Consider the following 23854-nt stretch of genomic DNA (forward strand, 5'->3'; position numbering starts at 1 on the left):
TATCCTTATATTTTCTCTAAGCGGGAAATGAAAAATCCGTCCATACCGCCTTCTATAAAATGAGGAAGGGTTTGAACGTCTCCATTTTCTAATATGGCTTGCTCAAAACCAATCAACTCTTCCTTTGATATCTCTTTTCGTTTTAACGAGCGATCCCGCTCCAGTAAAGCGTTAATCTGATCCGGGCCTTCTTCTTGCTGCATAGAACAAACAGAATAAACCAATATGCTGCCGCTCTTCATAATGCCTGAAACATGATCTAGCATTTTTGATTGCATTAAAGCCATTTCATTTACTTCGTTAGCATCGCGAATATGTAAAATTTCAGGATGGCGCCGAATGGTTCCCGTCGAAGAACAAGGCGCATCTAGTAAATAATGGCTGGCAGAGCTTTCTGGAATAAATTCAAGTATATTTGACGTCACGACGTCAACGTTAAAGTTAAGCCTTTTCATATTTTCAACCAGTCTTTTCAACCGCTTATGGGACATATCAACAGCTGTTACCTTCGCTCCTTTCGCAGCGGACTGGGCCGTTTTACCCCCAGGCGCAGCACATAAATCGAATACAGCCTCGCCCTTTTTAGCACCTAGCAGTGTTTCCGGCAGCGTGGCTGCAACATCTTGAACCCACCAAAGGCCCTCCTTATATCCCTTTAAGTCATCAATTTTCCCGGACTTTTCAAGACGAATAATATGATCTCGGACAACTTTTCCATTTAAAGAATTGGCCCATTCTTCTATATTTAAATGGGGTTTAAAATTAAGATCAAGCGGCGCTTCTTCAAGGCAAGCCGCAATAATATCTTTGACTGTTGCATTTCCAAACCGCGCATCCCAACTACTCAAAAGCCATTTAGGAAAATTAAGTCGCGTATTACCAAACTTTTTAAGTAATAATTCTCGCTCGCGATCCACATTCCTTAATATCGCATTGACTGGATTTTTAAGATATTGTAGTTTCTTTGATATTTTAGTTTCAACAAGCCTAACTGAACCATCAACTGCAGCATATGCGGGCACATCCATATATAAAAGCTGAGTAATACCAAGTCTCAGCACGTGACGTACGGCCATTTGTGTATTGCCCAGCTTGGTTTTGGTCATATGATTTATGATTTTATCAAGTTGTCCAAGACGTCTTATCGTCGTCGTGACCAAATGACGAATGAACCCTCTATCACCATCATTAATTTTATGAGAAAGGCTGTCCATCGCCCCTTCAATTGTCATTGCCTCATCTAATATTTTTTTCAAAATATAATAAGACACAACCCTACTATCCAAATGGTTCGACAATCTACAATTTTCCTTTCCCAAATCATCCATATGTGTTTAACATGCTTTCACTATAAAATAATTATATTTTTCTGATTTCGGAGCTTAAAATGGAAAAAGAAAAAGTCGTTTCTGACGATAATGAAAAAAAGTCGTCCTCCAAAGATGATCAAGCGGAAAATGCGCCTAAAGAAATTGGTGGTCGTGAAGGACCGGATCCCGTTCGATATGGGGATTGGGAAAATAACGGAATTGCTTCTGACTTTTAGGACGCCAAATGGAATTTTTGATCGCCAATGAACAAAATATAAGACTTAGCGTTTTTATATCTCTGCTTCTTATTTTTGCTAGTCTCGAATTCATATCGCCCCTTGCTAAACGTCGCGCTGCACGACTTTCTCAGTGGTTAACGAATATATCAATTACAGTGATAAACACTTTCGCAATAAGGTTTATCTTACCTATAGTTGCCGTTGGGGTTTCAAGTTATGCCGTTGAACATAATTATGGTTTATTCAATTTAATTAATTTGGGAGTTTGGCCAACTTTTATTTTATCACTCATTTTACTGGATGTTTTGATTTATGGACAACATGTCATGATGCATAATGTCCCTTTTCTATGGCGATTACACCGAATGCACCATACGGAGTTAGGCTTAGATATTACTTCTGCAGTGCGCTTTCATCCACTTGAAATAGTTGTCTCAATGTTGATTAAAATGGCTTTCGTGCTGATAATGGGTATTCCAATTGCGGCGATTATCGTATTTGAAATCATATTGAACGGTTTGGCATTATTTAACCACAGCAACATTAAATTACCGCGACCTCTCGAACATTTAATGCGGACCCTCTTTATAACACCCGAAATACACTGGATACATCATTCCGAGATCGTCAATGAAACCAATAGCAATTATGGTTTTAACTTGGTTATTTGGGATAAAATATTTGGTACCTATCTTGATAAGCCAACTTTGCCTTATAAGGATTTAAGACAAGGGTTAAGTGAATTTGGCTTTGATAAACCACTATCTGTCTTTGAACTTATCATTTTGCCTTTTAAAAATTATCCGGAAGAAGGAAAGTCTAAATGAGGGAAAAGGAACTTCGACTTGCGCTTGTTTGTTTTGGTGGTGTTTCACTGGCGATCTATATCCATGGAGTCAGTAAAGAGATTTTAAAACTGGCCCGAGCCTCGAAAGCCATTCATGCGAGCCCCGACCCTCACGATAAAAGTCGCACGACTTATTTATACCCAAACGATCAAATCACCGACATTCCCGATACGGAATTAATTTATTTCGACATTCTGAAAAGCTTTTTACCTGAATTAGATCTGCGTGTTATTATTGATACCATTGCCGGCGCCTCCGCCGGTGGAATGAACAGTGTATTTTTATCTAGGGCAATTGCACATGATTTGAATTTTGATCATTTGCGTCATCATTGGCTCATTGAAGCGGACGTTACCCGCTTAACAGGTGAAAAGAAAACGGCTAGTCGCTGGAATACGGTCATTACTAAACCATTGATCAACTTACTAAGCGGAAAGTTTTTAGGGAATACTAATTTAAGCACCCAAGTCAAAGAAAAGCTGCCTTCCCTACTCAACATTTGGGATTTAAAACCCCCTTTTGATGGCAAACACATCTTAAAACTTGTGTACGGCGGATTAAAAGGCATGGGCAAAGTGAATTACCAATCGTTACTACCGCGAGGACATGAGCTTGATCTCTTTCTAACATTAACAGATTTTTATGGCTATAAACGATCCATGATCTTAAATGACCCCCCTCTTATTTTTGAATTAGAGCACCGTCATAATTTAAAGTTTAGCTATTTAAAAAAAACATCAAGTAACAATCTATCAAAGTTCGATAGTGATTTTGACGATGACGGTATTGCCGCCCTTTGTTTTGCCGCTAGAGCAACCTCTTGCTTTCCTGGAGCCTTTCCCCCGGCACAACTCAGAGAAACTGAACGATTTTTTAATAACATTAATAGTGCGTGGACGCGCAAAGACGACTTCATTGAAAAGAATTTTAGAGAATATAAAAATGCCGGAATAAACCCCGAATTAACGTCATTCTTAGACGGTAGTATTCTTAACAATAAACCCTTTGATCAAGCTTTAGCGGCTATTCATGACAGACCCGCCTTTCGTGAAATCAGTAGAAAAGTTATCTATATTGATCCTAATCCGGAAAGGTTAAAACATACACCCAATGGTGCGCCGCCAACAATGCTCAACACATTAAAAGGCGCGCTTTCCGACATCCCCATGAATGAACCGATGCATGACGATCTCGAAGAAATTCATATTCATAACCAAAAAGTTGCGACAATAAAATCCGTCGTTGATTCTGTAAAACCAAGTGTAGAAAAGCTGGTTTATGCAGTCTCGCCCAAAAACTTTGATGGTAAGACAACCTCAAAGGATATAGAAAAATGGCGCAACCTTGCGAGCGCACAAGCCGTTACAGAAGCGGGATATTCTTATGAGGCATATGCTAGACTTAAAATCCGAAGCACTGTTGCTGATTTAACGGGCATTATTGTTAATTTGTGTGATATTGCGCCGCGTAGTAAAGAAAAGCGGAAAGTTTTTTCCTTAATACAATGCTGGGTATTAAAAGATACAGCAGGTGCAAGTTTGCTTTACGGCGATAAGGCCTTCAATAAAAATAATGGAATTTTCAATTGGACCAAATCCTTCTTACGAAAAAAAACTTCATTAGAATCAATGCCTTATTGGACCAAATTTATTGTAAAATTTGATGTGAATTATCAAAAAAGACGACTTCATTTTTTAATACAAGAGCTTAATAATCAATATTCAATCAACCCAAATCATGTAAATGAGCTCGACGCCTGCAAAATGGCTATTTATAAGACTCTAGAGCTGATTAAAGAAGAGAGAATTATCGACAGATACTCTGATGAGAAAAAATTAGAAATCAAAGATACTATTAACAACCTCATGCATTTAAATGTGGATGATGACGTTAATAGCCAAGAAAATATAAAGTTAGTTACAAGTCATCATGATGAATTTGAAAAGTTGTCTGACCTTATTTCTGCAGAATTAAATTTAGATAAAACACGTTTAGATGTAGATGCTTTGGTTGCCTCTCAATTGAATAATAGCTGGGATGATGTATTTAAAAGAAACCTAATTACAAATTACTTAGGTTTTGCCTTCTGGGACGTAATTACGTATTCCATAAATGGTGCCAAGGCAGTTGGCGAGTTTAATGAAATCCTTGTTAATCGTATTAGCCCGAATGATAATTTAATACTTAAATCTGACCCTTTAGAAATGCCCCTAAAAGGAACCGCTATGAAAAGCTTTGGGGCATTTTTCAGTCGTGAAGACCGTGAAAATGATTATTTATGGGGACGATTAAATGGCGCAGAACGCCTGATCGACATTTTATATAATCAAGCCAAAAGTGAAGGGGTTAATCATAAAATTGATATTATTCAGATAAAGAAAAAAGCCTTTAATGCTATTCTCGAAGCCGAAAAAGAACATTTACATGAAATCCCTGAATTGTTTGAAAAAATTAAAACCCGTATTAATGAGCTATAATTACATAAAGCCCATTTCTAAACGCGCCGCTTCTGACATCATTGACATATCCCATGGCGGCTCCCAAACAAGTGCTACCTGAACATCGCCAATACCTTCAACTTCACGCACTTTAAATTCCACTTCACCTGGCATTGTTTCAGCAACGGGACAATGAGGTGATGTTAATGTCATCGTGATAACTACATCTGCGTATTTATTCACATCAATATCGTAAATAAGGCCAAGCTCGTATATATTTACCGGAATCTCAGGATCATATATTTCACGGATCACATCGGCAGCGGCCATTTGCAGCTTCTTTTTTGCTTCATCTGAAATCGGCTCACCTTTATCTATAGAAGTTGTCTGAGATTCTTTCAATTTAATTTCTTCTTCTTGTTTTTCACCCGGTCTTTCATTTAAAAACCCGTCTAAAAAGCTCATTTTTATTCCCTCTATGCAAAAATTCTATTTACTTTATGCAATCCGTCAACCAAACGGTCCACATCTTCTTTTGTATTATATAATCCAAATGATGCCCTCGCTGTTGCCGGGACATCCATAAAATCCATTATCGGCTGTGCGCAATGATGGCCTGTGCGAATTGCGATGCCATCTTGATCCAAAATCGTTCCGATATCATGTGGATGCGCTGACTTCATTGTAAACGATAATATACCAGCCATATTTTCCGCCTGGCCGCGCATTTCTATGCCATTCACTTCTTTGATTTTTTCAAGCCCATAATTCAATAGTTCTTGTTCATGATCATGAATATTTTGTAAGCCAACATCTTTGATATAGTCAATTGCAGCTGAAAGCCCTATGCCCCCTACTATATTTGGGGTACCTGCTTCAAACTTATGCGGCAAATCATTGAAAGTTGTTTTTTCAAAAGTGACAGAACGGATCATATCTCCGCCACCTTGATATGGCGGCATGACGTCAAGTAATTCCTGTTTACCATAAAGCACACCAACGCCAGTTGGGCCGTATATTTTATGACCGGAAAAAACATAAAAATCCGCATCCAGGCCTACAACATCAACTTCCATATGTGACAAAGCCTGGCACCCATCCACTAGGACTTTTGCGCCAACTTTATGAGCCATTTTAATGATCTCGTTTATTGGGGTAATTGTTCCTAGGGCGTTTGAAATATGGGTTATCGCTACAAGCTTCGTCTTTTCAGATAATAGTTTTTCATACTCATCTAATAAAAAGTTGCCTTTTTCATCTATAGGACTAACTTTTATTTCAAAATTCTTTTCATCGCGTAATATTTGCCATGGAACAATATTAGAATGGTGTTCAAGCTGGCTTAAAATCACTTCATCACCCTCAACCAAATTTTGTCGACCCCACGTTTGAGCCACCAAGTTAATGGCTTCTGTCGCACCGCGAAGCAAAATAACTTCTTTATGCGACTTTGCACCAATATGGTCTTGAACCGTTTTTCTAGAGGCTTCATATTTCGCCGTTAATTCTTGCGAAAGCAAATACCCACCACGGTGAATATTCGCATATTCATTGGAATAACACGCGCTGATCGCATCAATTACTTTTTGTGGTTTTTGCGCGCTGGCTGCAGTATCTAGAAATGTGAGCGGTTTTCCATATATTTCTTGTTGAAAAATAGGAAAATCACTGCGGATTTCATCAATATTATAATTATGCGATTTCATCTCAAGAGCCTCAAATCAGTCTAACCAGGCCCTTGCAAGACCAAGGTACTTTTCTTTAACGGAAGGAATTGCAACATCGTCATATACTTCAGCAATAAATGCTTCAACTAGTAAAGATTTGGCCGCTGCCAAATACAAACCGCGAGACTTCAAATAAAATAATGCTTCAGCATCAAGTTCACCAACCGTTGCACCATGTGCGCATTTCACATCATCAGCATATATCAGCAATTCAGGTTTACTGTTTGCTTCTGCGTCTCGGTCCAAGAGTAAATTTTTGTTGGACTGTTCGGCGTTTGTTAATTGCGCATCTTTCGCAACATAAACTTTTCCTTGGAAAGCTGACTTTCCACCTTTATCGAGTACGCCTCGATAAATTTGATCGCTTTCGCATTCCGGAACCAAATGTTTCATGTGTGTGAAAACATCATGACTGTTCCCACCCCGCCCTAAAAATGCACCTCTTAGATCAACATTTCCGTGAAGTCCATTTAAAGTTGGCTTAATTTCAGTGCGGCTATTTTTTGCACCAATGTTTAACGAATAATGCTTAAAGTCTGCATCTTCAGCAACATCAATATGAGTTTCACCCATATGGATCGTTTCATTTCCTTGTAATTGAGTTTGATAAATTTCTAAAACAGCATTTTTTTCAACCCAAATTTGAGTGACGTCCTGCTTCCAATTATCCACATTATCAACGCCAATAAAGCTCTCAATAATTTGAGCCGATGAATTTTCACTGACTTCGATGAAGTTCTTATTTCTCAATGCTTTAAGATTAGATCTTTCGCCCGACACATGAATTATTTGAATTGGCTGAGACAACTTAATGTTCGGTTTTACTTGAATGACATAACCGTCTGTCATTAAAGCACTATTTAAATTTGCCAAACTGCTAACTTCATGTGTTGATTGAAGAAGCGTTTTTGCGTCGCCATTTTGCGATTTTATGTACTCATTTAATGACAATAGCTTAAGGCCGTCTTCACCTTTAATTGTTGAAAGTTCTGCCTTATAAAACCCATCAATAAAAACAACTTTTGAACCTCTAATATCATCTAAATAAGCATCATCAATTATTGCCATAATTGCAGCGTCCAACTCTCCCGCTTTTTCAAGAACGCCATATGTTTTTGAATTCATAGATGAAAGGTTTGTATATTTCCATTCTTCTACGCGCGGACCTGGTAAGCCAACTTCCACAAAAGCGTCCATAGATTTTTGACGTATTTCATTTAACCAATCAATATCAGTTCCGGTCGGAGCTGAATATGCTAGGGTCAAATCATTGGCATATCGCGAGCCATCAAAATGATTTTTATGTGTCATCTAAATTATCCTAGGCTGCGTTTTCATCGATTCCAAGGTGGCCATAACCTTGTTTTTCAAGTTCCATGGCCAAGGATTTATCACCGGATTTTACAATTTTTCCATCTGCAAGAACATGAACAAAATCTGGAACCACATAATCTAGTAAACGTTGATAGTGGGTAATGACCAATATTGATTTTTCTGGCGCTCGCATTCTGTTTATGCCATCGGCAACGACCCTTAAAGCATCAATGTCTAGACCGCTGTCTGTTTCATCAAGGACAGAAAAACCAGGATCAAGCACTGCCATTTGTACCATTTCATTACGCTTCTTTTCACCACCGGAAAAGCCTACATTTACCGCACGCTTTAACATTTCGGGATCCATTTCAAGCTCTGCCGCCTTTGCGCGAACAAGTTTCAAGAATTCCACCGGAGCCATTTCATCTTCGCCTTTATATTTACGAATTGAATTAACCGCCGTTTTTAGAAAATTCATATTGCTGACACCCGGTATTTCAACGGGGTATTGAAACCCTAAAAATGCACCCTCTGCTGCGCGTTCATTGGCTTCGAGCTCTAAAAAGTTTTTCCCTTTATAGGTAATAGATCCTTCCGTAACTTCATAACCATCTTTTCCGCATATAGCATAAGATAGCGTCGATTTCCCAGAACCGTTCGGGCCCATAATCGCATGAACTTCGCCAGCATTAATAGTTAGGTCTATTCCTTTAAGAATTTTTTGGCCCGCAACTTCAACATGTAAATTTTTAATTTCTAACATTTTTTTCTCTTTCGTCGTCTTAACCGACGCTACCTTCTAAACTAATTCCTAATAATTTTTGCGCTTCAACCGCAAACTCCATCGGCAATTGCTGCATTACCTCCTTACAAAATCCATTCACAATTAAAGAAACGGATTCTTCAACATCAAGCCCGCGCTGCAAACAATAAAATAATTGCTCATCGCTGATCTTTGATGTGGTTGCTTCGTGTTCAACCTGGGCTGTGGGGTTTTTGGCTTCAATGTAAGGGACAGTATGTGCCCCGCATTCGTCGCCAATTAATAAACTATCACATTGTGTAAAGTTTCTCGTATTTTCAGCATTTGGCATTACTTTGACCAAGCCGCGATAAATGTTTTGAGCTTTACCAGCCGATATTCCTTTTGAAATAATCGTACTTGATGTGTTTTTACCGATATGGATCATCTTTGTGCCTGTATCGGCTTGCTGATAATTGTTGGTAATTGCAACAGAATAAAATTCACCTATAGAGCCATCACCCTGCAATATGCAACTTGGATATTTCCACGTTATTGCGGAACCGGTCTCTACTTGCGTCCACGATACTTTTGAATTTGTTCCTCGGCACGCTGCACGCTTAGTTACAAAATTATATATACCGCCTTTACCGCCTTTATCACCCGGATACCAGTTTTGAACTGTGGAATATTTAACTTCCGCATTTTCAAGCACCACAATTTCAACCACCGCAGCATGAAGTTGGTTTTCATCACGCATTGGCGCCGTACACCCTTCCAGGTATGATACATAACTTTCATCATCAGCGATGATTAATGTTCGCTCGAATTGCCCAGTGTTTGCTTCATTAATTCTAAAATAGGTGCTTAATTCCATAGGGCATCGCACACCTTTTGGGATATATACAAATGTTCCATCTGTGAATACTGCGCTATTAAGGGCTGCATAAAAATTATCCGCCACCGGAACAACTGAACCCAAATATTTCTGCATCAACTCAGGGTAGTCTCGTGCTGCTTCGGAAATTGAGCAGAAAATAACACCCTTTTCTTTTAATGTTTCTCTAAAGGTCGTTGCAACAGAAACGCTATCGAAAACAACATCAACCGCAACGCCAGACAATACCTTTTGCTCTTGTAGAGAAATACCGAGCTTTTCATAAGTTGCTAGTAGTTCTGGGTCTACTTCATCTAAACTCTTCGGGCGGTCATCCGCAGATTTAGGCGCTGCATAATAATATATATCTTGAAAATCAGGTTTTACGTAATTTAACATCGCCCATTCTGGCTCTTCCATCTTTAACCATTTTTGATAAGACTTAAGTCTCCAATCAAGCAACCATTCTGGCTCTTCTTTCTTAGCAGAGATAAATCTAATGACATCTTCGTTAAGGCCTTTTGGTGCCTTAACCATTTCAATGTCCGTAACAAATCCGTACTTATAGTCGCCTGCGACCTCTTCAACGGTTTGTCTAGTTTCCAATGTACTAACCATATTGGCGTTCTACCCTTCTTTTAAGTTAATGACGTCTGTTTCCTCTTTTGGAAAAAAGTCATATTTATTTGGTACCATTTCTGAAAGCGTTACATTATTTAATGCTTGATAAACGGCAGTATTAATTTTGTCCCATTTGCCTCTGGTCGTACAAACGGGAACATAATCACAATTTGTATCTTCTTCACCTATACAATTTGTCAATTGAACAGGCCCATCTACCGCTTCAATAATATCGGCAACGCTTATATTTTCTTTATCAAGGTTAAGTGAGAAACCGCCGCCCACGCCACGGTTAGAATTTAGAAGATCGGCTTTAGCCACTTTTCCTAATATTTTGCTGACCGTCGGAAGCGGGACTTGGGTTTCACGGTTCAAACTTGCAGCCGTATGAAGCTCATCCGGACGTGTCGCAATGGTACTCATCAGTAACACAGCATAATCAGCAAGATTTGAAAGTTTAATCATAATTAACCCATAAAGTTATCGTTTCACATATTAAATGGGGTTATTTTACATAAAAGTCAACACAAATACGACTAAATTAGTCTTTTTTATTAAGTTGCTGTAAATAAGGAATAGTTGTTAAGAATCGTTATTAAGTTTGCTGCATACATCATCAAGTTGCTCTAACGATTTATAATGAATTTTGAGAACTCCCGATTCACCGTTTGAGCTATCTAGTTCTACTTTTAATCCTAATACAGTAGAAAGCTCATCTTCAAATGCAATTGTATCAACGTCTTTAGTGCTCTTTTTAGAACCTTTATTGGGGCTAGGGTCCTTATCACCATTTTTAACATTTTTCGCTAACTTTTCTGTTTGGCGTACGCTCAAACCATCCCGCACTACCATTTTCGCCAGCTCTTCCGGGTTCTCTGCCGTAATTAATGCCCGGGCATGTCCCATGCTGATAAAGCCATCACGCATATATTTTTGAACATTTTCAGGCAAAACCAAAAGACGGAGCATATTGGCAACATGACTTCTGCTTTTTCCTACTGCTTTACCTAAAGCATTTTGCGTATGAGCAAACTCGTCCATTAATCGCTTATACCCTAACGCTTCTTCAATGGGGTTTAAATCATGACGTTGAATATTCTCAATAATAGCAACCTCTAAGGCTTCTTCATCAGAAAGTTCTTTGACAACAACTGGTACTTGATGAAGGCCAGCAGCTTGCGCAGCACGCCAACGCCTCTCACCAGCAATTATTTCATAACTGTCTTTACCTTTGGTTCTTACCAACAAGGGCTGGAGAATACCTTTGGATTTAACGCTATCTAAAAGCTCTTTCGCCTTCGTGTCATCAAAATGAATTCTCGGCTGATATTCATTAGCAACGAGAAACTCAATTGGAATTTCTTTATTGGATTTATCCTCAACAGGCTGACTATTCACTGTTGCGATTTCATCGTATGCTGGCTCGCGCGCTTCCATTAATGAAGACAGGCCGCGACCAAGACCCAATTTTGATGGTGCTGCCTTTTTTGACACCTTTTTAGGAGCCTTTTGTGTTGCTTTCTTTTGAGCCATTTTTAGCTAAGTCCTTGATTTTAATATAAATTTCTATTCTTTTTTGTTTGCATTATAACGCTTAAGAAGCTCTGCAGCCAATTCTAAATAGGCCTGACTACCAGAACACTTTAAATCATATAAGAGTACTGGCTTACCATGGGACGGGGCCTCAGATACACGAACGTTTCTAGGAATAATTGTATCAAATACCTGCTCCCCTAAATAATTTCTTACATCAATTGCCACCTGTTCTGAAAGATTGTTACGCTTATCAAACATCGTCAAGATGATGCCACCTATTTTCAAACTAGGATTAAAGTTAGCTTTTACTGTTTCAATCGTCTGCAAGAGTAAGCTCAATCCTTCCAAGGCGAAAAACTCGCATTGAAGCGGGACAAGAACAGAATGAGATGCAGCCAATGTATTAAGTGTCAAAAGATTAAGTGAGGGTGGGCAATCGATTAAAACATAATCATAGTTTTCTAATACAGGATCACGAAAGGCTCTTCTTAATCTAAAGGTTCGTTGATCTTGATTAACAAGTTCAATCTCCGCACCCGTTAAATCAATGGTCGACGGCACCAAATGTAATCCGGGCACAGCCGTATCGACAATGGCTTCCGCTAAGGATACTTCACCCATTATCACTTCATAACTGCTGTGGGCACGATCATTTCTTTCACGTCCCAGACCTGTACTCGCATTTCCTTGTGGATCCATATCGATAATAAGCACGTCTTTTTTTATCGCCGCTAGCGCAGTTGCCAGGTTAATCGCTGTTGTGGTTTTCCCCACTCCCCCTTTTTGGTTTGCAACGGCAATAATTTCAGGCTGTTTACTTGCCGCTGATAATCCCTTTGATGTCATCCCTGGATGGTCTCCATTGTTATTTTTTATTCAGACGTCTTTATTATTTTCTTTTTATATTAGATAGATGAAGGATCATACCTGATTCTTCACTTTTACTCGGGATTTTTTTTATATCAAAGCACCATTTCTTTGAAGCATGTTTAATTTCATCACCCGACTTCTCACCTTTGAGAAAAAGACACTCGGTATAATCGGTCATAAATGGAAAAGTTAACTCTAACAACTTATCTAGATCGGCGCATGCCCGAGAAGTTATTAAATTAACTGGAAAAACTACCATTTGTTCAATTCGCTCATTATGAACAATCGCATTCATATTAGTTTTTTGAACAACCTGCTTCATAAAAGAACATTTCTTACCCACACCCTCAACCAAATGAACCTCACCTGCTCCAAGTAATGAAATGACTAATCCGGGGAAACCAGCACCGCTTCCTAGGTCTAATATTTTTAAAGCCTTATCACTCGTTTTTATGTGTTCGATTAATTGCGCGCTATCATAAAAATGGCGCCTCCATTTATCAGATAGCGTACTATTGCTTACAAGGTTTATTGACTTCTGCCACTTTTCAAGCATGTCAGCATAAAGTTGAAATTTTTCGAATGTTTCACGTGAAACACCTGTTTTTTGAATAAAATCATCCGTATTCATTGGGCTGACGCCTTTTTATCTTTTCTTTTCACATAGCGGAGCAAGGCCGTTAAGGCAGCCGGTGTGACCCCAGAAATTCTTGACGCGGCCCCTAAAGTTGCAGGCTTTGCTTCATCAAGCTTTTCACTTACTTCATTAGATAATCCACCTATAGCTTTATAATCTAATGTATTCGGAAGTAGTAGGTTTTCATCTTTTCTAAACGCTAGAATATCCGCTTCTTGCCGCTCTAAATACCCACTGTACGTAGCATCAATTTCAATTTGTTCGACGATATCATCTGGAATATCTGCCAACTCAGGCCAAATTTGCATTACTTGTTTAAAAGAAATGGTTGGATAAGATAATAATGTTTTAGCTGACCTTTTAACACCATCCTTATTAATCTTTAAATCAAACTTCGCAGCCTCATTAGGGCTAATGGATAGATCATCCATCAAGGATCCGTATTTTTTCAGCATTTTCATTTTGCGTTCAAAATGTCCTCTACGTTCAGCTTTTACAAGGCCAATATCAATCCCTAATCGGGTTAGCCTTTGATCGGCATTGTCTGATCTAAGCTTCAAGCGATATTCAGCACGCGATGTAAACATACGGTATGGTTCTTTGGTTCCCTTAGTCACCAAATCATCTATCATGACACCTATATAAGCATCCGCCCTATCAAGTAAGAAGATATCTTTTCCATCTGCTGATCTTGCAGCATTAATGCCCGCCATCAAGCCTTGAGCCGCAGCCTCTTCATATCCAGTTGTTCCATTTATTTGTCCCGCTAAATATAAACCAGAAATTTTCTTTGTTTCCAGTGTCGCTAATAACTCTTGCGGATTAACATAATCATATTCAATTGCATAACCTGGTTGCAGTATTTCAACGTTTTCTAAGCCTTTTATGGACCTTATATAGGCCTCCTGAACATCAACAGGTAAAGACGTTGATATTCCATTTGGATAAACCGTGTCAGTATCTAAGCCCTCTGGCTCAAGAAATATTTGATGAAACGTTTTATCTGCAAACCTAACCACTTTATCTTCGATAGATGGACAGTATCGTGGTCCGGTTCCTTCGATGTGTCCAGAATACATAGCAGACCTATGGAGGTTCTCACGAATAATTTCATGCGTATTCTCATTTGTATGCGTAATATGACAATCAATTTGCCTAACAGTTATCTCTGAATTCATGAATGAAAATGGCGTAGGCGGCATGTCTCCAGGCTGAGTTTGGCATTGCTCCCAATCAATAGTCTTACCATTTAGCCGGGCTGGCGTTCCTGTTTTTAATCTTTCTAGAATAAAACCGAACTTTTCTAATGTATCAGAAAGACCGAGTGATGGCGGCTCATCTTCACTTCGAATAGATTTTCGACCCGCTGGGATTCTCTCTTCACCTATATGGATCATCCCCCTCAGGAATGTCCCTGTCGTAAGAATGACTTTCTTACAATAAATTTTCTCTCCCGCACCCGTTAAAACGCCAGAAACTTTATTTTGATCATCATCAGAAATTAACAAATCTTCGACGGCTGCTGCTTTGATGGATAAATTTTCATAATCAGAAAGCAATTCTTGCATGTTTTTGCGGTAAAGTCTCCTGTCTGATTGGCACCTTGGTCCGCGTACAGCAGGCCCTTTCCGGCGATTAAGCATGCGAAACTGAATACCAGAGGCATCAGCAACCTTACCCATAACACCATCAAGAGCATCAATTTCACGCACCAAATGCCCTTTTCCTAAGCCACCAATTGCGGGATTACAGGACATTTCACCAATGGTTTCAAATTTATGTGTAATAAGTAATGTATTCGCGCCAATACGCGCAGATGCTGCCGCCGCTTCGCAGCCCGCATGTCCACCCCCAATTACGATCACATCATATGAAATCACGTCAATTCATCCTGTTTTAAAAGTAGCCGGAATGTACGAACAAGTTTGTATAATGTCAAAGTGTTTCACGTGGAACACTCAGAAAAGGTTATTTTCCGATGCAAAATTCAGTAAATATTTTTTCTAGAATATCTTCAACATCCACATAGCCGGTAATCTTTCCAATTTCTCTAGCGGCCATACGAAGGTCTTCGCTTAATAATTCAAGCTCAAAATGATCGGCAGCGAGAAACCGACCCATATGATCCAAAGCATTCTGAAGATGAAGTCTATGTCGAGTTCTGGTTAATGACGGGGTATCTGTTAATTGCATGCGCGCCTCAACCTCTTTTTCAAAAGATGCCATAAAATCGCTTATTCCATCGCCATTTTTAACGGAAACATGCCAGGTTCCAATATTGTTTCTTGGTAGTTTCTCAGTATCAATTATGACGCCAAGATCTTTTTTGCTGATCATTACCATAGTGTTCTGACCCATATGGTCCGCCATACCATGATCCAAGTAACTAGAATTTGCTCCATCGAGGATAATAATTCTCAAATCCGACTGTTCAGCTTTACTTAAAGCGCGTCTAATTCCTTCAGATTCAATTGCATCTTCGCTTTCTCTTATCCCTGCAGTATCTATAATGCTCACGGGAAACCCTGAAATATCAAGATGGACTTCAAGCGAATCTCTAGTTGTGCCCGCTATATCAGATACGATCGCCACATCCCGCCTTGATAAATAATTAAGTAACGTAGACTTTCCTGCATTAGGCGCACCCAAAATCACCACTTGAAGCCCATGTCTTAACCGCTCTCCGCGGTGCCCGTCATCTAAATATTTTTGTATGTCTTGATATAAATCGTGGACTATTGGTATTATTCGTTCTGTAACATCATCGGGTATTTCTTCATCTGCAAAGTCAATATCCACCTCAAGGTAAGCCATTGCAGATATCAGATCGTGGCGCCACCCTTCATAAAGTTCCTTGAGGTTACCATCCATTTGGCGTAGAGCTTGTCGACGCTGCCCTTCCGTTTCCGAATTTATGAGATCAGCTAAACCTTCAGCTTCGGTTAAATCCATCTTGCCATTATCAAAAGCACGTCGGGTAAATTCCCCTGCTTCAGCCGGCCTTAAGTGTTCAATTTTTGATAAAGCTTCAAGAAACCCCGACACAACCGCATAGCCACCATGAATGTGAAATTCAGCAACATCTTCGCCGGTAAAACTATTTGGACCAGGGAAAAAGATTACCAATCCATGGTCAAGTCGCCCACCGGTTAATGGGTCATAAAACCATTTTAATGAAGCAACTCTCGGTTTAGAACATTTTTCAGATTTTGTTAAAATCGAAATCGCGTTTTTTGTCGCCTCACCCGATACACGAATAACACCAACACCCGCTTTTCCTTTTCCGCTCGATAATGCAAAAATTGTCATCTGAAAAAACACCAAAAAATTTCATTTAAAACTGCTCTATGCTATAACTCAGTAAAGACAATAAAACCATTAAAAAAAGTGGGCTCTATAAACAACAAAGTCGTCCCAATATAGGGGCAAAAATATTCTTGGCGATTGTAGCATCCAATTTTATTTATTTTTTTAAAGTTGTTTTTTTATAAGCCATTAATTTTAAACAATAAAATTAACAAGTAACGCTCGCTTTTAATAACTAATTTAAAGCTATTTTTTTCTACTTATAAGGGTTAATTTTTCATGTCTCAACTTTCAGTACATAGTCCAATCGGTGACTTAACCATCAGTGAAGAAGAAGGAGAAATCGTCTCACTAGATTGGGGATGGTCCCCATTTCAAGAAGAAAATGAAATTTTACTCAAAACGAAATTTTTACTCGATCAATATTTTGACGACGAAAACCCAACTTTCGATTTACCTCTAAATCCACATGGAAAAGAATTTCAAAAAAATGTATGGAAAATTATGTGTGAAATACCGTACGGAGAAATTTTAACGTACGGTGATATTTCTGATCGTTTAAACTCCCATGCACGTGCCGTTGGAATGGCCTGCGGTGCAAATCCAATTCCGATAATTATTCCCTGTCATCGGGTAATTGGTAAAAACGGAAAATTAACCGGCTTTTCAGGAGGGGAGGGTATAGAAACAAAAAGGTACCTTCTAGAATTAGAAGACACCTTTGATAATTTAGACGATAATTTAAAACTTCCGTCCTAACTATTCTGCTAAAACTTCATCAGGATTTATTGGTGAGATTTTCACATTAAAGAGACCATATAAAATCGATACAAATGGACTTACAATATTAAAGAAGCAATATGGAGCATATGCAAATGTTGCAACACCTAATGTGCCCGCAAAAAACGCACCGCACGTATTCCAAGGAATTAGAACGGACGTTACCGTTCCCGTATCCTCAAGAACACGAGATAAATTCTTCGCGGCTAAATTACGCTTTTTAAACTCTAATCGATACATCCGTCCCGGAAGTACGATTGAAATATATTGATCAGCGGCCAGAACATTTACACCTATACAAGTAAGTGCCGTCACAACTATTAATGATCCTGTGGTTTTGGCTAGCCCTAGTAAACCGAGAACCAAACGTTTTAATAACCCAATTTTTTCCATAATTGAACCAAACGTAATCGCACACATAACGAGCCATATGGTATTAAGCATTCCAGCCATACCACCTTGACTTAAAAGTTCATCCATGGCTGTATCACCAGTATCAGCAGAAAACCCGGAAAATAGTGCTTTCCAAATTCCATCGATAATAGTAACCACCTCCCCGCGCTCTGTGGCACCTGCAAATTTCATTATTACATCTTGCTGAAAAATAACGGCTATTATTACGGCGGTTAATGTTCCAACCACCAATGATGGAAATGCCGGATTTTTTTTAACTGCTAAATAAAATACAACTGCGGCAGGAATCATTAGATAAATTCCAATATCAAAGTTTTGTTCTATCAACGTTAATTGAGCACTTAAATCTATACTGTCTGAATTAATATCACTGGTAAAACCAATGATTAAATAAAGAATTATAGCGATTACAATTGACGGAAATGTGGTCCAAACCATATGTCTGATATGTGTAAATAAATCAGTACCCGCCACGGCAGGTGCAAGGTTTGTCGTATCAGAAAGTGGTGACATTTTATCACCAAAATAAGCCCCGGAAATAATAGCGCCAGCGGTGATTTCTGGCTCTAATCCTAATCCAGCAGCAATACCCATTAAGCCAATACCGATAGTACTTGCGACCGTCCAGCTGCTGCCGATGCTAATCGCAGTTATTGCACTTAAAATACACGCCGTAAAATAAAAAATTGTGGGATTTATAATTTGTAGACCATAATAAATCATTGCAGGCACAGTACCCGATAATATCCATGACCCAACCAACATCCCCACAGTCATTAGAATAAGAATTGCACCATAAGTATTAGCAATTCCTTGTTTAACTGCGGTTTCAACATCAACCCATCTATAACCATTTTTAACACCGACAATTAGTGCGATTGCACCCGCTAAAATCAGGGCAATCTGATTGGCGCCACTCGAAGATTCGTCCCCATACAAATAAACCGATAAACCCAACATCGCCACCAAAGAAATAACTGGAATAGCGGCATCTAACAAACTGGGTTCGCGTAATTTATTTTCTGACATCAAAAATATCCCTATTTTTTATTTTTTTATGATTAAAGCAGAGATGAAATAAAAATGCGAGTAATAAAAAAGGCCCCTAAATTCTTGGGGCCTTTAATCACATTCTAATTGTTCATCGAATTATAAAATTCTTCATTATCTTTCGAATCTTTAAGTTTATTAATCAAAAATTCAATAGCATCGACCGATCCCATTGGCATAAGAATGCGGCGAAGCACATACATTTTCGCAAGTGTTCCAGGATCAAGAAGCAATTCTTCCTTACGAGTTCCAGATTTCGTGATATCAATAGCAGGGAAAATTCGTTTATCACTGACCTTACGATCAAGAACAATTTCAGAGTTACCTGTTCCTTTAAATTCTTCAAAAATAACTTCGTCCATGCGGCTACCGGTATCAATCAATGCTGTTGCTATGATAGTAAGTGATCCCCCCTCTTCCACATTACGCGCTGCACCAAAGAAACGCTTTGGACGCTGAAGCGCATTTGCATCGACACCACCTGTAAGAACTTTACCGGAACTCGGAATTACCGTGTTATAAGCACGCGCTAAACGCGTAATACTATCAAGCAAGATCACGACATCATATTTATTTTCAACCAGCCGTTTTGCTTTTTCTATAACCATTTCAGCAACTTGCACGTGACGGCTTGCTGGTTCATCAAAAGTTGAACTGACAACTTCACCTTTAACCGAACGGCGCATATCTGTCACCTCTTCCGGTCGTTCATCAATAAGAAGCACGATCAAAAAGACATCAGGATGATTTTCTTTAATAGCATGAGCAACATTTTGCATGAGAACTGTTTTACCGGTTCTGGGCGGTGCAACAATAACACCACGTTGACCAAATCCAATCGGTGCAACCAAATCAATAACCCGTGTTGATTTATCCTTCAGTGTCGGATCCACTCGGTCTAACTTAAATTTACGGTCTGGATGAAGCGGCGTTAAACTATCAAAATGAACTTTATGGCGTCCAGCATCCGGGTCTTTGTAATTTACCGTAGAAACTTTAAGTAAGGCAAAATAGCGCTCTCCATCTTTAGGAGCTCTTATTAATCCTTCAACTGTATCACCCGTTTTAAGTCCAAATCTTTTAATCTGACTAGGGCTAACATAAATATCATCTGGACCAGGCAAATAATTCGATTCAGGCGATCTTAAAAAGCCAAATCCATCCTGAAGAACTTCAACAACACCACCTCCGGAAATTTCCTCTTCTCTTACCGCAAATGCTTTTAATATGGCAAACATCATGTCTTGTTTACGCATATTGCTGGCGTTTTCGACATTATTTTCTTCCGCTAATTCCAAAAGGTCAGCGGGGGATTTCTTTTTAAGGTCCAATAAATTCATGGGATTTTTCCAAAATGTTATGAAAAGTTTTAAAAATCGTAAGGAGATTAAAGATTTTGATTAAGAGTAAGAAGAAATAACCATGCTAGAACATGATTGCAGGTTAATAATACTCCAAATTTTAAAAATGGCAAAGATAATTTTTCACTTATTGAAACGGTTTTAAGATCACCATAAATACAATGACCATCATTAAGATAGTCGGAACTTCATTTACCATGCGAAAAAACTTTTCATCATGTTCATTTTGATCACGATAAAAAGCACGTCGCCAATAAGATAAATAACCATGAAAACCTGACATTATAATTACCGCAATAAATTTAATATAAAACCATAATCCCGCGTTCCAGCTGTCTTGACCAAAGGATAATGCTAAACCAAAAATCCAAGTCGCTATCATTGCTGGATTAATAATAATCCTAAGCAATTTACGCTCCATTTCCTTAAACATTTCAGAAGCTTCTGACCCGACCTCAAGACGTGTATGATATACAAACAGACGTGGTAAATAAAACATCCCCGCCATCCAACTGATAAAAGAAATAATATGAAGCGATAAAATCCAGTAATAATATTCCTGAAAAAACTCAATAAATACTTCCATTTTAAGCCCTATTTTCCATTATTAAATTGGCTAACCCTAAAATAAATTGATCATTATCTTGCACAGTTTTTATGCGGATATAATCCTTTATTCCTGCTTTTTCTGCAACTTCTTTATAATTTATATCTAGCTCAACCAATGTTTCTGAGCATTCAGATATAAATGAAATCGGCACAATAATTATATTCTTATTCTCTAAGGCGGCTCTTTCTATTTCGTCTTCTGTTAACGGTCCTTGCTGCTCTAATGGTCCTATTTGTCTTTGATAACAAGTCACTATGTCTAATTCCGAATTATTGAGTTTTTTATCTATTGCTTCACTTGTTTTTTCAACTTGTGACTGAAATGGATCACCCGATTCGATGGTTTTCTTAGGAATTCCATGTGCAGAAAGCAACAAACGGTAATCGCTTGATTTAAGTAATTTCAACTTTTCATTTATCAGACCCACAATACTATCAATGAAAAAATCATTTTCTGGATAATCCTTAATAACCCGAAATGGAATTTCAATTTTTTTCTTTTTAACTTGCTTGTTCCATTCTATCAGAGCACTTCCCGTAGTTGTGATGCTATATTGGGGATAAAGCGGAACTAAAATCATTTCGTCTGGTAAAAATTCTTTAACTTCGTCAAGAATATCTTTAGCAAAAGGCTTCCAATAACGCATAAATGAAAAACATTTAAATTCATCATTTGATAATTCACTTAAATAGGCTTCTAGTTTTGTTTTCTTTTTTTGAATTTCATTCATTAGAGGTGATATATCACCAATTTCACGGAAAGTATTTCTTGCTTTAGGGGCGCTTTGGCTGGCAATTGATTTGGCCATCATCCATCTTAATGGATTGGCAACGGTTAAAAGAGCTGGATCATAGAATTTATTAAAAATATATGGTTTTACAGCATCAAGACAATCTGGCTCACCTTGATTAAATAGAATAACAGCAACTTTTTTCCCCATTTAAGATCTTCTGTAATTTAAAATAATATCAGAAACCATTTTCACATTTTCTGGTGGTGTTTGTGGAATGATACCATGACCAAGATTAAAAACGTGTGGTCCGTCTTTTAAGTGGTCAAGAATGTGATAAACAGCTTTTTTTAATGGCTCTCCCCCACTCCCGAGCAATAATGGGTCTAGATTACCTTGTACGGTGCATAAAGGCTGCATTACATTTTGTACCCATGTGATCGAAGTGGATGTATCAATACTAACGGCATTAACCTTTGTTTTTTTAACGAAATTCTTGATTTTTGCGCCGGCTCCTTTTGGAAAGCCAATAATTGGAACATCAGGATGAACGGCACGAATATTTTCAACTATTTTTTGTACCGGCTCAACGCACCATTTAATAAATTCATCTGCGGGTAATGTACCTGACCAACTATCAAAAATTTGTAGTGCTTCTGCACCGTGATCAACTTGTCGAATTAAATATTCAGAAGTTGAACTCACTAATAAATCTATTAATTTTGTGAATGTTTCACGGTCTTGATAAGCCATTAGCCTTGTTTCCGCTTGATCTTTTGATCCGCGACCATTGACCATATATGTAGCAACAGTCCAAGGTGCACCTGCAAACCCAATAAGAGCTACGTGCTCTGGAAGTGCTTTAGATAGATTTGACACAGTTTGATAAACGGGATTTAAATGATCATGAATACTTTTATTACTTAAAGCGTCTAGCTTTTCTAAATTATTTACAGGTGTCAAAACGGGACCTTCACCTACTTTGAAAGCCAAATCTTGTCCGAGCGCGTGCGGAATGACGAGAATATCTGAAAATAATATGGCTGCATCCATGTTAAATCTTCTAATAGGCTGTAATGTTACTTCTGTAGCAAAATCTGGATTATAACATAGATCTAAAAATGAACCCGCTTCTTTACGAAGTGCCATATATTCTGGCAAATATCTTCCTGCTTGTCGCATAAACCAGAAAGGGACTCTGTCATTTTTTTCACCACGTAAAGTTTTTATGAAGAGCTTATTATTTGTCATTTTAATTTTCTTAATTGTTATACACGTAAAGTATTACTTAAATTATATTTATATATAAAGGTAGTAGTGGTTAGTAGTTCCTGTGAATATAGTGGATTAAAAGTTATACACAGTATATTCAATGGTTATCAACATAATGAAATTTTACCCTTAAATATATAAAAAACGAAATAAAATAAATGGGAAATTGACCCTAAAAATAAAGTTATTATTTTATTGAATAACTATTATCCACAAAGGATAAAACAAGTATTAATAATGAATTGCGGGTACTAAAAATTAACACTTGTAAAAAATGATAGGTTATCCCCATTATTCAGGTTATTACAAAATAGATGAAAAGCGAAAATATGAAAAAAATACATCTCCATTTAGTTTCTGATAGTACGGGTGATACCCTAGAACAAGTTGCAAAAGCATCATTAGTACAATTTCCTGGAATTGAACCTGTAAAACATTATTGGCCAATGATAAGAACGGCGCGTCATATGTCACGTATTATTGCAGAAATGGAAGAAAACCCGGGTATTATCATGTTTACGCTTGTAAATCATGAAATTGAAAAAGTTCTTATTGAAAGTTGTAAAAAAAATAAGTGGCCGTATATATCTGTTCTACAAGGGATTATTCATGAACTTGGCCGGCATGTTGGCGAAAAACCAACGGAAAGACCAGGGCTTCAACATCAGATGGATGATGAATATTTTGATCGTATAGATGCCATTCAATATACATTGGCACATGATGATGGCCAAATTTCTGATAATTTATTAAACGCGGATATTATTTTAGTAGGAGTCTCAAGAACGTCAAAAACACCAACATGTATTTATCTTGCCAATCGTGGTTATCGCGCCGCTAACATTCCCATAGTGCCAGGCTGTCCCTTGCCTCCAGAGCTTGAAAAAGCGAGAGAAGAAGGCAAATTTATTGTTGGTCTTGTGAACAGTGTTGATAGACTTGTTCAAATACGCCGCAATCGGCTTCTGATGCTACAAGAAAATAAAACAACAGATTATGTTGATGAGGATCTCGTGAAAGAAGAAGTAAAAGAATCGCGCCGTCTTTTTAGTAAAATGGGCTGGCCTGTTATTGATGTAACCCGCCGTTCCATCGAAGAAACATCTGTCGCAATCATAAACATGAAAAATAAATTCGAAGAAGAAAAGGTAACAAAGTCAAAATGACGTTGA

The 23854-nt window shown here is 38.2% G+C and carries 22 protein-coding genes; 5 read left to right on the top strand and 17 right to left on the bottom strand.

Features of this window, described 5'->3' with window-relative positions:
- Positions 1-5 precede the first annotated feature (5 nt).
- On the bottom strand, positions 6-1298 hold the full coding sequence (locus tag ACTF6W_RS06255; RefSeq protein WP_438993686.1) for an RsmB/NOP family class I SAM-dependent RNA methyltransferase: 1293 nt from the start codon (positions 1296-1298) through the stop codon (positions 6-8).
- Positions 1299-1387: 89 nt separating this feature from the next.
- Here ACTF6W_RS06255 and ACTF6W_RS06260 point away from each other — a divergent pair, with 89 nt between their 5' ends.
- Genes ACTF6W_RS06260 through ACTF6W_RS06270 form a run of 3 tightly spaced genes read left to right on the top strand, consistent with a single transcriptional unit; the run spans position 1388 to position 4874 of the window.
- On the top strand, positions 1388-1546 hold the full coding sequence (locus ACTF6W_RS06260) for a DUF1674 domain-containing protein (protein ID WP_438993687.1): 159 nt from the start codon (positions 1388-1390) through the stop codon (positions 1544-1546).
- A gap of 8 nt (positions 1547-1554) precedes the next feature.
- Positions 1555-2376 carry a sterol desaturase family protein gene (locus tag ACTF6W_RS06265; protein ID WP_438993688.1) on the top strand — a complete coding sequence of 274 codons (822 nt, stop codon included), beginning with the start codon at positions 1555-1557 and terminating at the stop codon, positions 2374-2376.
- Positions 2373-4874 carry a patatin-like protein gene (locus ACTF6W_RS06270; protein ID WP_438993689.1) on the top strand — a complete coding sequence of 834 codons (2502 nt, stop codon included), beginning with the start codon at positions 2373-2375 and terminating at the stop codon, positions 4872-4874. The genes ACTF6W_RS06265 and ACTF6W_RS06270 overlap by 4 nt, the downstream gene beginning before the upstream one ends.
- On the opposite strand, the gene ACTF6W_RS06275 is transcribed toward ACTF6W_RS06270, so the two are convergent.
- The 11 genes from ACTF6W_RS06275 to mnmE all read right to left on the bottom strand — a co-directional run bounded on the left by ACTF6W_RS06275 (position 4875) and on the right by mnmE (position 16468).
- Complete coding sequence (locus tag ACTF6W_RS06275) at positions 4875-5300, bottom strand: SUF system Fe-S cluster assembly protein (protein ID WP_438993690.1); 426 nt, start codon at positions 5298-5300, stop codon at positions 4875-4877.
- 11 nt (positions 5301-5311) lie between these two features.
- Complete coding sequence (locus ACTF6W_RS06280) at positions 5312-6541, bottom strand: cysteine desulfurase (RefSeq protein ID WP_438993691.1); 1230 nt, start codon at positions 6539-6541, stop codon at positions 5312-5314.
- A gap of 15 nt (positions 6542-6556) precedes the next feature.
- Entirely contained in the window at positions 6557-7873 is a 1317-nt protein-coding gene (gene sufD, locus ACTF6W_RS06285) for a Fe-S cluster assembly protein SufD (RefSeq protein WP_438993692.1), read from the bottom strand.
- 10 nt (positions 7874-7883) lie between these two features.
- The gene (gene sufC / locus ACTF6W_RS06290; RefSeq protein WP_438993693.1) at positions 7884-8639 is read right to left on the bottom strand and encodes a Fe-S cluster assembly ATPase SufC; all 756 of its coding nucleotides are present in this window, start codon (positions 8637-8639) and stop codon (positions 7884-7886) included.
- Between the two features lie 19 nt (positions 8640-8658).
- Positions 8659-10113 (bottom strand): Fe-S cluster assembly protein SufB, encoded by a 1455-nt coding sequence (gene sufB / locus ACTF6W_RS06295; RefSeq protein WP_438993694.1) that lies wholly within the window; start codon positions 10111-10113, stop codon positions 8659-8661.
- 9 nt (positions 10114-10122) lie between these two features.
- Positions 10123-10581: an SUF system Fe-S cluster assembly regulator gene (locus ACTF6W_RS06300; RefSeq protein ID WP_438993695.1), complete on the bottom strand. Its 459-nt coding sequence runs from the start codon at positions 10579-10581 to the stop codon at positions 10123-10125.
- A 117-nt stretch (positions 10582-10698) separates the two neighbouring features.
- Positions 10699-11649, bottom strand: a complete 951-nt coding sequence (locus ACTF6W_RS06305; protein WP_438993696.1) for a ParB/RepB/Spo0J family partition protein — start codon at positions 11647-11649, stop codon at positions 10699-10701.
- Positions 11650-11682: 33 nt separating this feature from the next.
- A complete protein-coding gene (locus ACTF6W_RS06310) occupies positions 11683-12498 on the bottom strand; it encodes a ParA family protein (RefSeq protein WP_438993697.1) in 816 nt (271 codons plus the stop codon).
- A gap of 43 nt (positions 12499-12541) precedes the next feature.
- On the bottom strand, positions 12542-13153 hold the full coding sequence (gene rsmG / locus ACTF6W_RS06315) for a 16S rRNA (guanine(527)-N(7))-methyltransferase RsmG (protein WP_438993698.1): 612 nt from the start codon (positions 13151-13153) through the stop codon (positions 12542-12544).
- Complete coding sequence (gene mnmG, locus ACTF6W_RS06320) at positions 13150-15039, bottom strand: tRNA uridine-5-carboxymethylaminomethyl(34) synthesis enzyme MnmG (RefSeq protein WP_438993699.1); 1890 nt, start codon at positions 15037-15039, stop codon at positions 13150-13152. The genes rsmG and mnmG overlap by 4 nt, the downstream gene beginning before the upstream one ends.
- An 88-nt stretch (positions 15040-15127) precedes the next feature.
- A complete protein-coding gene (gene mnmE / locus ACTF6W_RS06325) occupies positions 15128-16468 on the bottom strand; it encodes a tRNA uridine-5-carboxymethylaminomethyl(34) synthesis GTPase MnmE (RefSeq protein ID WP_438993700.1) in 1341 nt (446 codons plus the stop codon).
- A gap of 276 nt (positions 16469-16744) precedes the next feature.
- Between mnmE and ACTF6W_RS06330 the strand changes: the two genes are divergently transcribed.
- Positions 16745-17224, top strand: coding sequence for a methylated-DNA--[protein]-cysteine S-methyltransferase (locus tag ACTF6W_RS06330; RefSeq protein WP_438993701.1), 480 nt, complete (start codon positions 16745-16747; stop codon positions 17222-17224).
- Here the strand turns inward: ACTF6W_RS06330 and nhaC are convergent, their stop codons facing one another.
- The 5 genes from nhaC to hemE all read right to left on the bottom strand — a co-directional run bounded on the left by nhaC (position 17225) and on the right by hemE (position 22661).
- Positions 17225-18688, bottom strand: coding sequence for a Na+/H+ antiporter NhaC (gene nhaC, locus ACTF6W_RS06335; RefSeq protein ID WP_438993702.1), 1464 nt, complete (start codon positions 18686-18688; stop codon positions 17225-17227).
- Between the two features lie 104 nt (positions 18689-18792).
- On the bottom strand, positions 18793-20049 hold the full coding sequence (gene rho, locus ACTF6W_RS06340; protein WP_438993703.1) for a transcription termination factor Rho: 1257 nt from the start codon (positions 20047-20049) through the stop codon (positions 18793-18795).
- A gap of 148 nt (positions 20050-20197) precedes the next feature.
- Positions 20198-20656 carry a protoporphyrinogen oxidase HemJ gene (gene hemJ / locus ACTF6W_RS06345; protein WP_438993704.1) on the bottom strand — a complete coding sequence of 153 codons (459 nt, stop codon included), beginning with the start codon at positions 20654-20656 and terminating at the stop codon, positions 20198-20200.
- A 1-nt stretch (position 20657) separates the two neighbouring features.
- Positions 20658-21620: a ferrochelatase gene (hemH, locus tag ACTF6W_RS06350; RefSeq protein ID WP_438993705.1), complete on the bottom strand. Its 963-nt coding sequence runs from the start codon at positions 21618-21620 to the stop codon at positions 20658-20660.
- Complete coding sequence (gene hemE / locus ACTF6W_RS06355) at positions 21621-22661, bottom strand: uroporphyrinogen decarboxylase (protein ID WP_438993706.1); 1041 nt, start codon at positions 22659-22661, stop codon at positions 21621-21623.
- Between the two features lie 350 nt (positions 22662-23011).
- On the opposite strand from hemE, the gene ACTF6W_RS06360 reads away from it, so the two are divergent.
- Positions 23012-23848, top strand: coding sequence for a pyruvate, water dikinase regulatory protein (locus ACTF6W_RS06360; RefSeq protein ID WP_438993707.1), 837 nt, complete (start codon positions 23012-23014; stop codon positions 23846-23848).
- Positions 23849-23854: the final 6 nt, after the last annotated feature.

This window comes from Pseudemcibacter sp., assembly GCF_965661635.1.
Taxonomy (GTDB): domain Bacteria; phylum Pseudomonadota; class Alphaproteobacteria; order Sphingomonadales; family Emcibacteraceae; genus Pseudemcibacter.

Bases quoted from the DNA above. Each gene is read 5' to 3' on its own strand.
- hemE (WP_438993706.1), bottom strand. From the start codon at position 22,661: ATGACAAATAATAAGCTCTTCATAAAAACTTTACGTGGTGAAAAAAAT.
- ACTF6W_RS06265 (WP_438993688.1), top strand. From the start codon at position 1,555: ATGGAATTTTTGATCGCCAATGAACAAAATATAAGACTTAGCGTTTTT.
- sufB (WP_438993694.1), bottom strand. From the start codon at position 10,113: ATGGTTAGTACATTGGAAACTAGACAAACCGTTGAAGAGGTCGCAGGC.
- nhaC (WP_438993702.1), bottom strand. From the start codon at position 18,688: ATGTCAGAAAATAAATTACGCGAACCCAGTTTGTTAGATGCCGCTATT.
- hemH (WP_438993705.1), bottom strand. From the start codon at position 21,620: ATGGGGAAAAAAGTTGCTGTTATTCTATTTAATCAAGGTGAGCCAGAT.
- ACTF6W_RS06280 (WP_438993691.1), bottom strand. From the start codon at position 6,541: ATGAAATCGCATAATTATAATATTGATGAAATCCGCAGTGATTTTCCT.
- ACTF6W_RS06270 (WP_438993689.1), top strand. From the start codon at position 2,373: ATGAGGGAAAAGGAACTTCGACTTGCGCTTGTTTGTTTTGGTGGTGTT.
- ACTF6W_RS06310 (WP_438993697.1), bottom strand. From the start codon at position 12,498: ATGACATCAAAGGGATTATCAGCGGCAAGTAAACAGCCTGAAATTATT.
- ACTF6W_RS06305 (WP_438993696.1), bottom strand. From the start codon at position 11,649: ATGGCTCAAAAGAAAGCAACACAAAAGGCTCCTAAAAAGGTGTCAAAA.
- rsmG (WP_438993698.1), bottom strand. From the start codon at position 13,153: ATGAATACGGATGATTTTATTCAAAAAACAGGTGTTTCACGTGAAACA.
- ACTF6W_RS06300 (WP_438993695.1), bottom strand. From the start codon at position 10,581: ATGATTAAACTTTCAAATCTTGCTGATTATGCTGTGTTACTGATGAGT.
- mnmE (WP_438993700.1), bottom strand. From the start codon at position 16,468: ATGACAATTTTTGCATTATCGAGCGGAAAAGGAAAAGCGGGTGTTGGT.
- ACTF6W_RS06275 (WP_438993690.1), bottom strand. From the start codon at position 5,300: ATGAGCTTTTTAGACGGGTTTTTAAATGAAAGACCGGGTGAAAAACAA.
- sufD (WP_438993692.1), bottom strand. From the start codon at position 7,873: ATGACACATAAAAATCATTTTGATGGCTCGCGATATGCCAATGATTTG.
- ACTF6W_RS06260 (WP_438993687.1), top strand. From the start codon at position 1,388: ATGGAAAAAGAAAAAGTCGTTTCTGACGATAATGAAAAAAAGTCGTCC.
- hemJ (WP_438993704.1), bottom strand. From the start codon at position 20,656: ATGGAAGTATTTATTGAGTTTTTTCAGGAATATTATTACTGGATTTTA.
- sufC (WP_438993693.1), bottom strand. From the start codon at position 8,639: ATGTTAGAAATTAAAAATTTACATGTTGAAGTTGCGGGCCAAAAAATT.
- rho (WP_438993703.1), bottom strand. From the start codon at position 20,049: ATGAATTTATTGGACCTTAAAAAGAAATCCCCCGCTGACCTTTTGGAA.
- ACTF6W_RS06330 (WP_438993701.1), top strand. From the start codon at position 16,745: ATGTCTCAACTTTCAGTACATAGTCCAATCGGTGACTTAACCATCAGT.
- ACTF6W_RS06360 (WP_438993707.1), top strand. From the start codon at position 23,012: ATGAAAAAAATACATCTCCATTTAGTTTCTGATAGTACGGGTGATACC.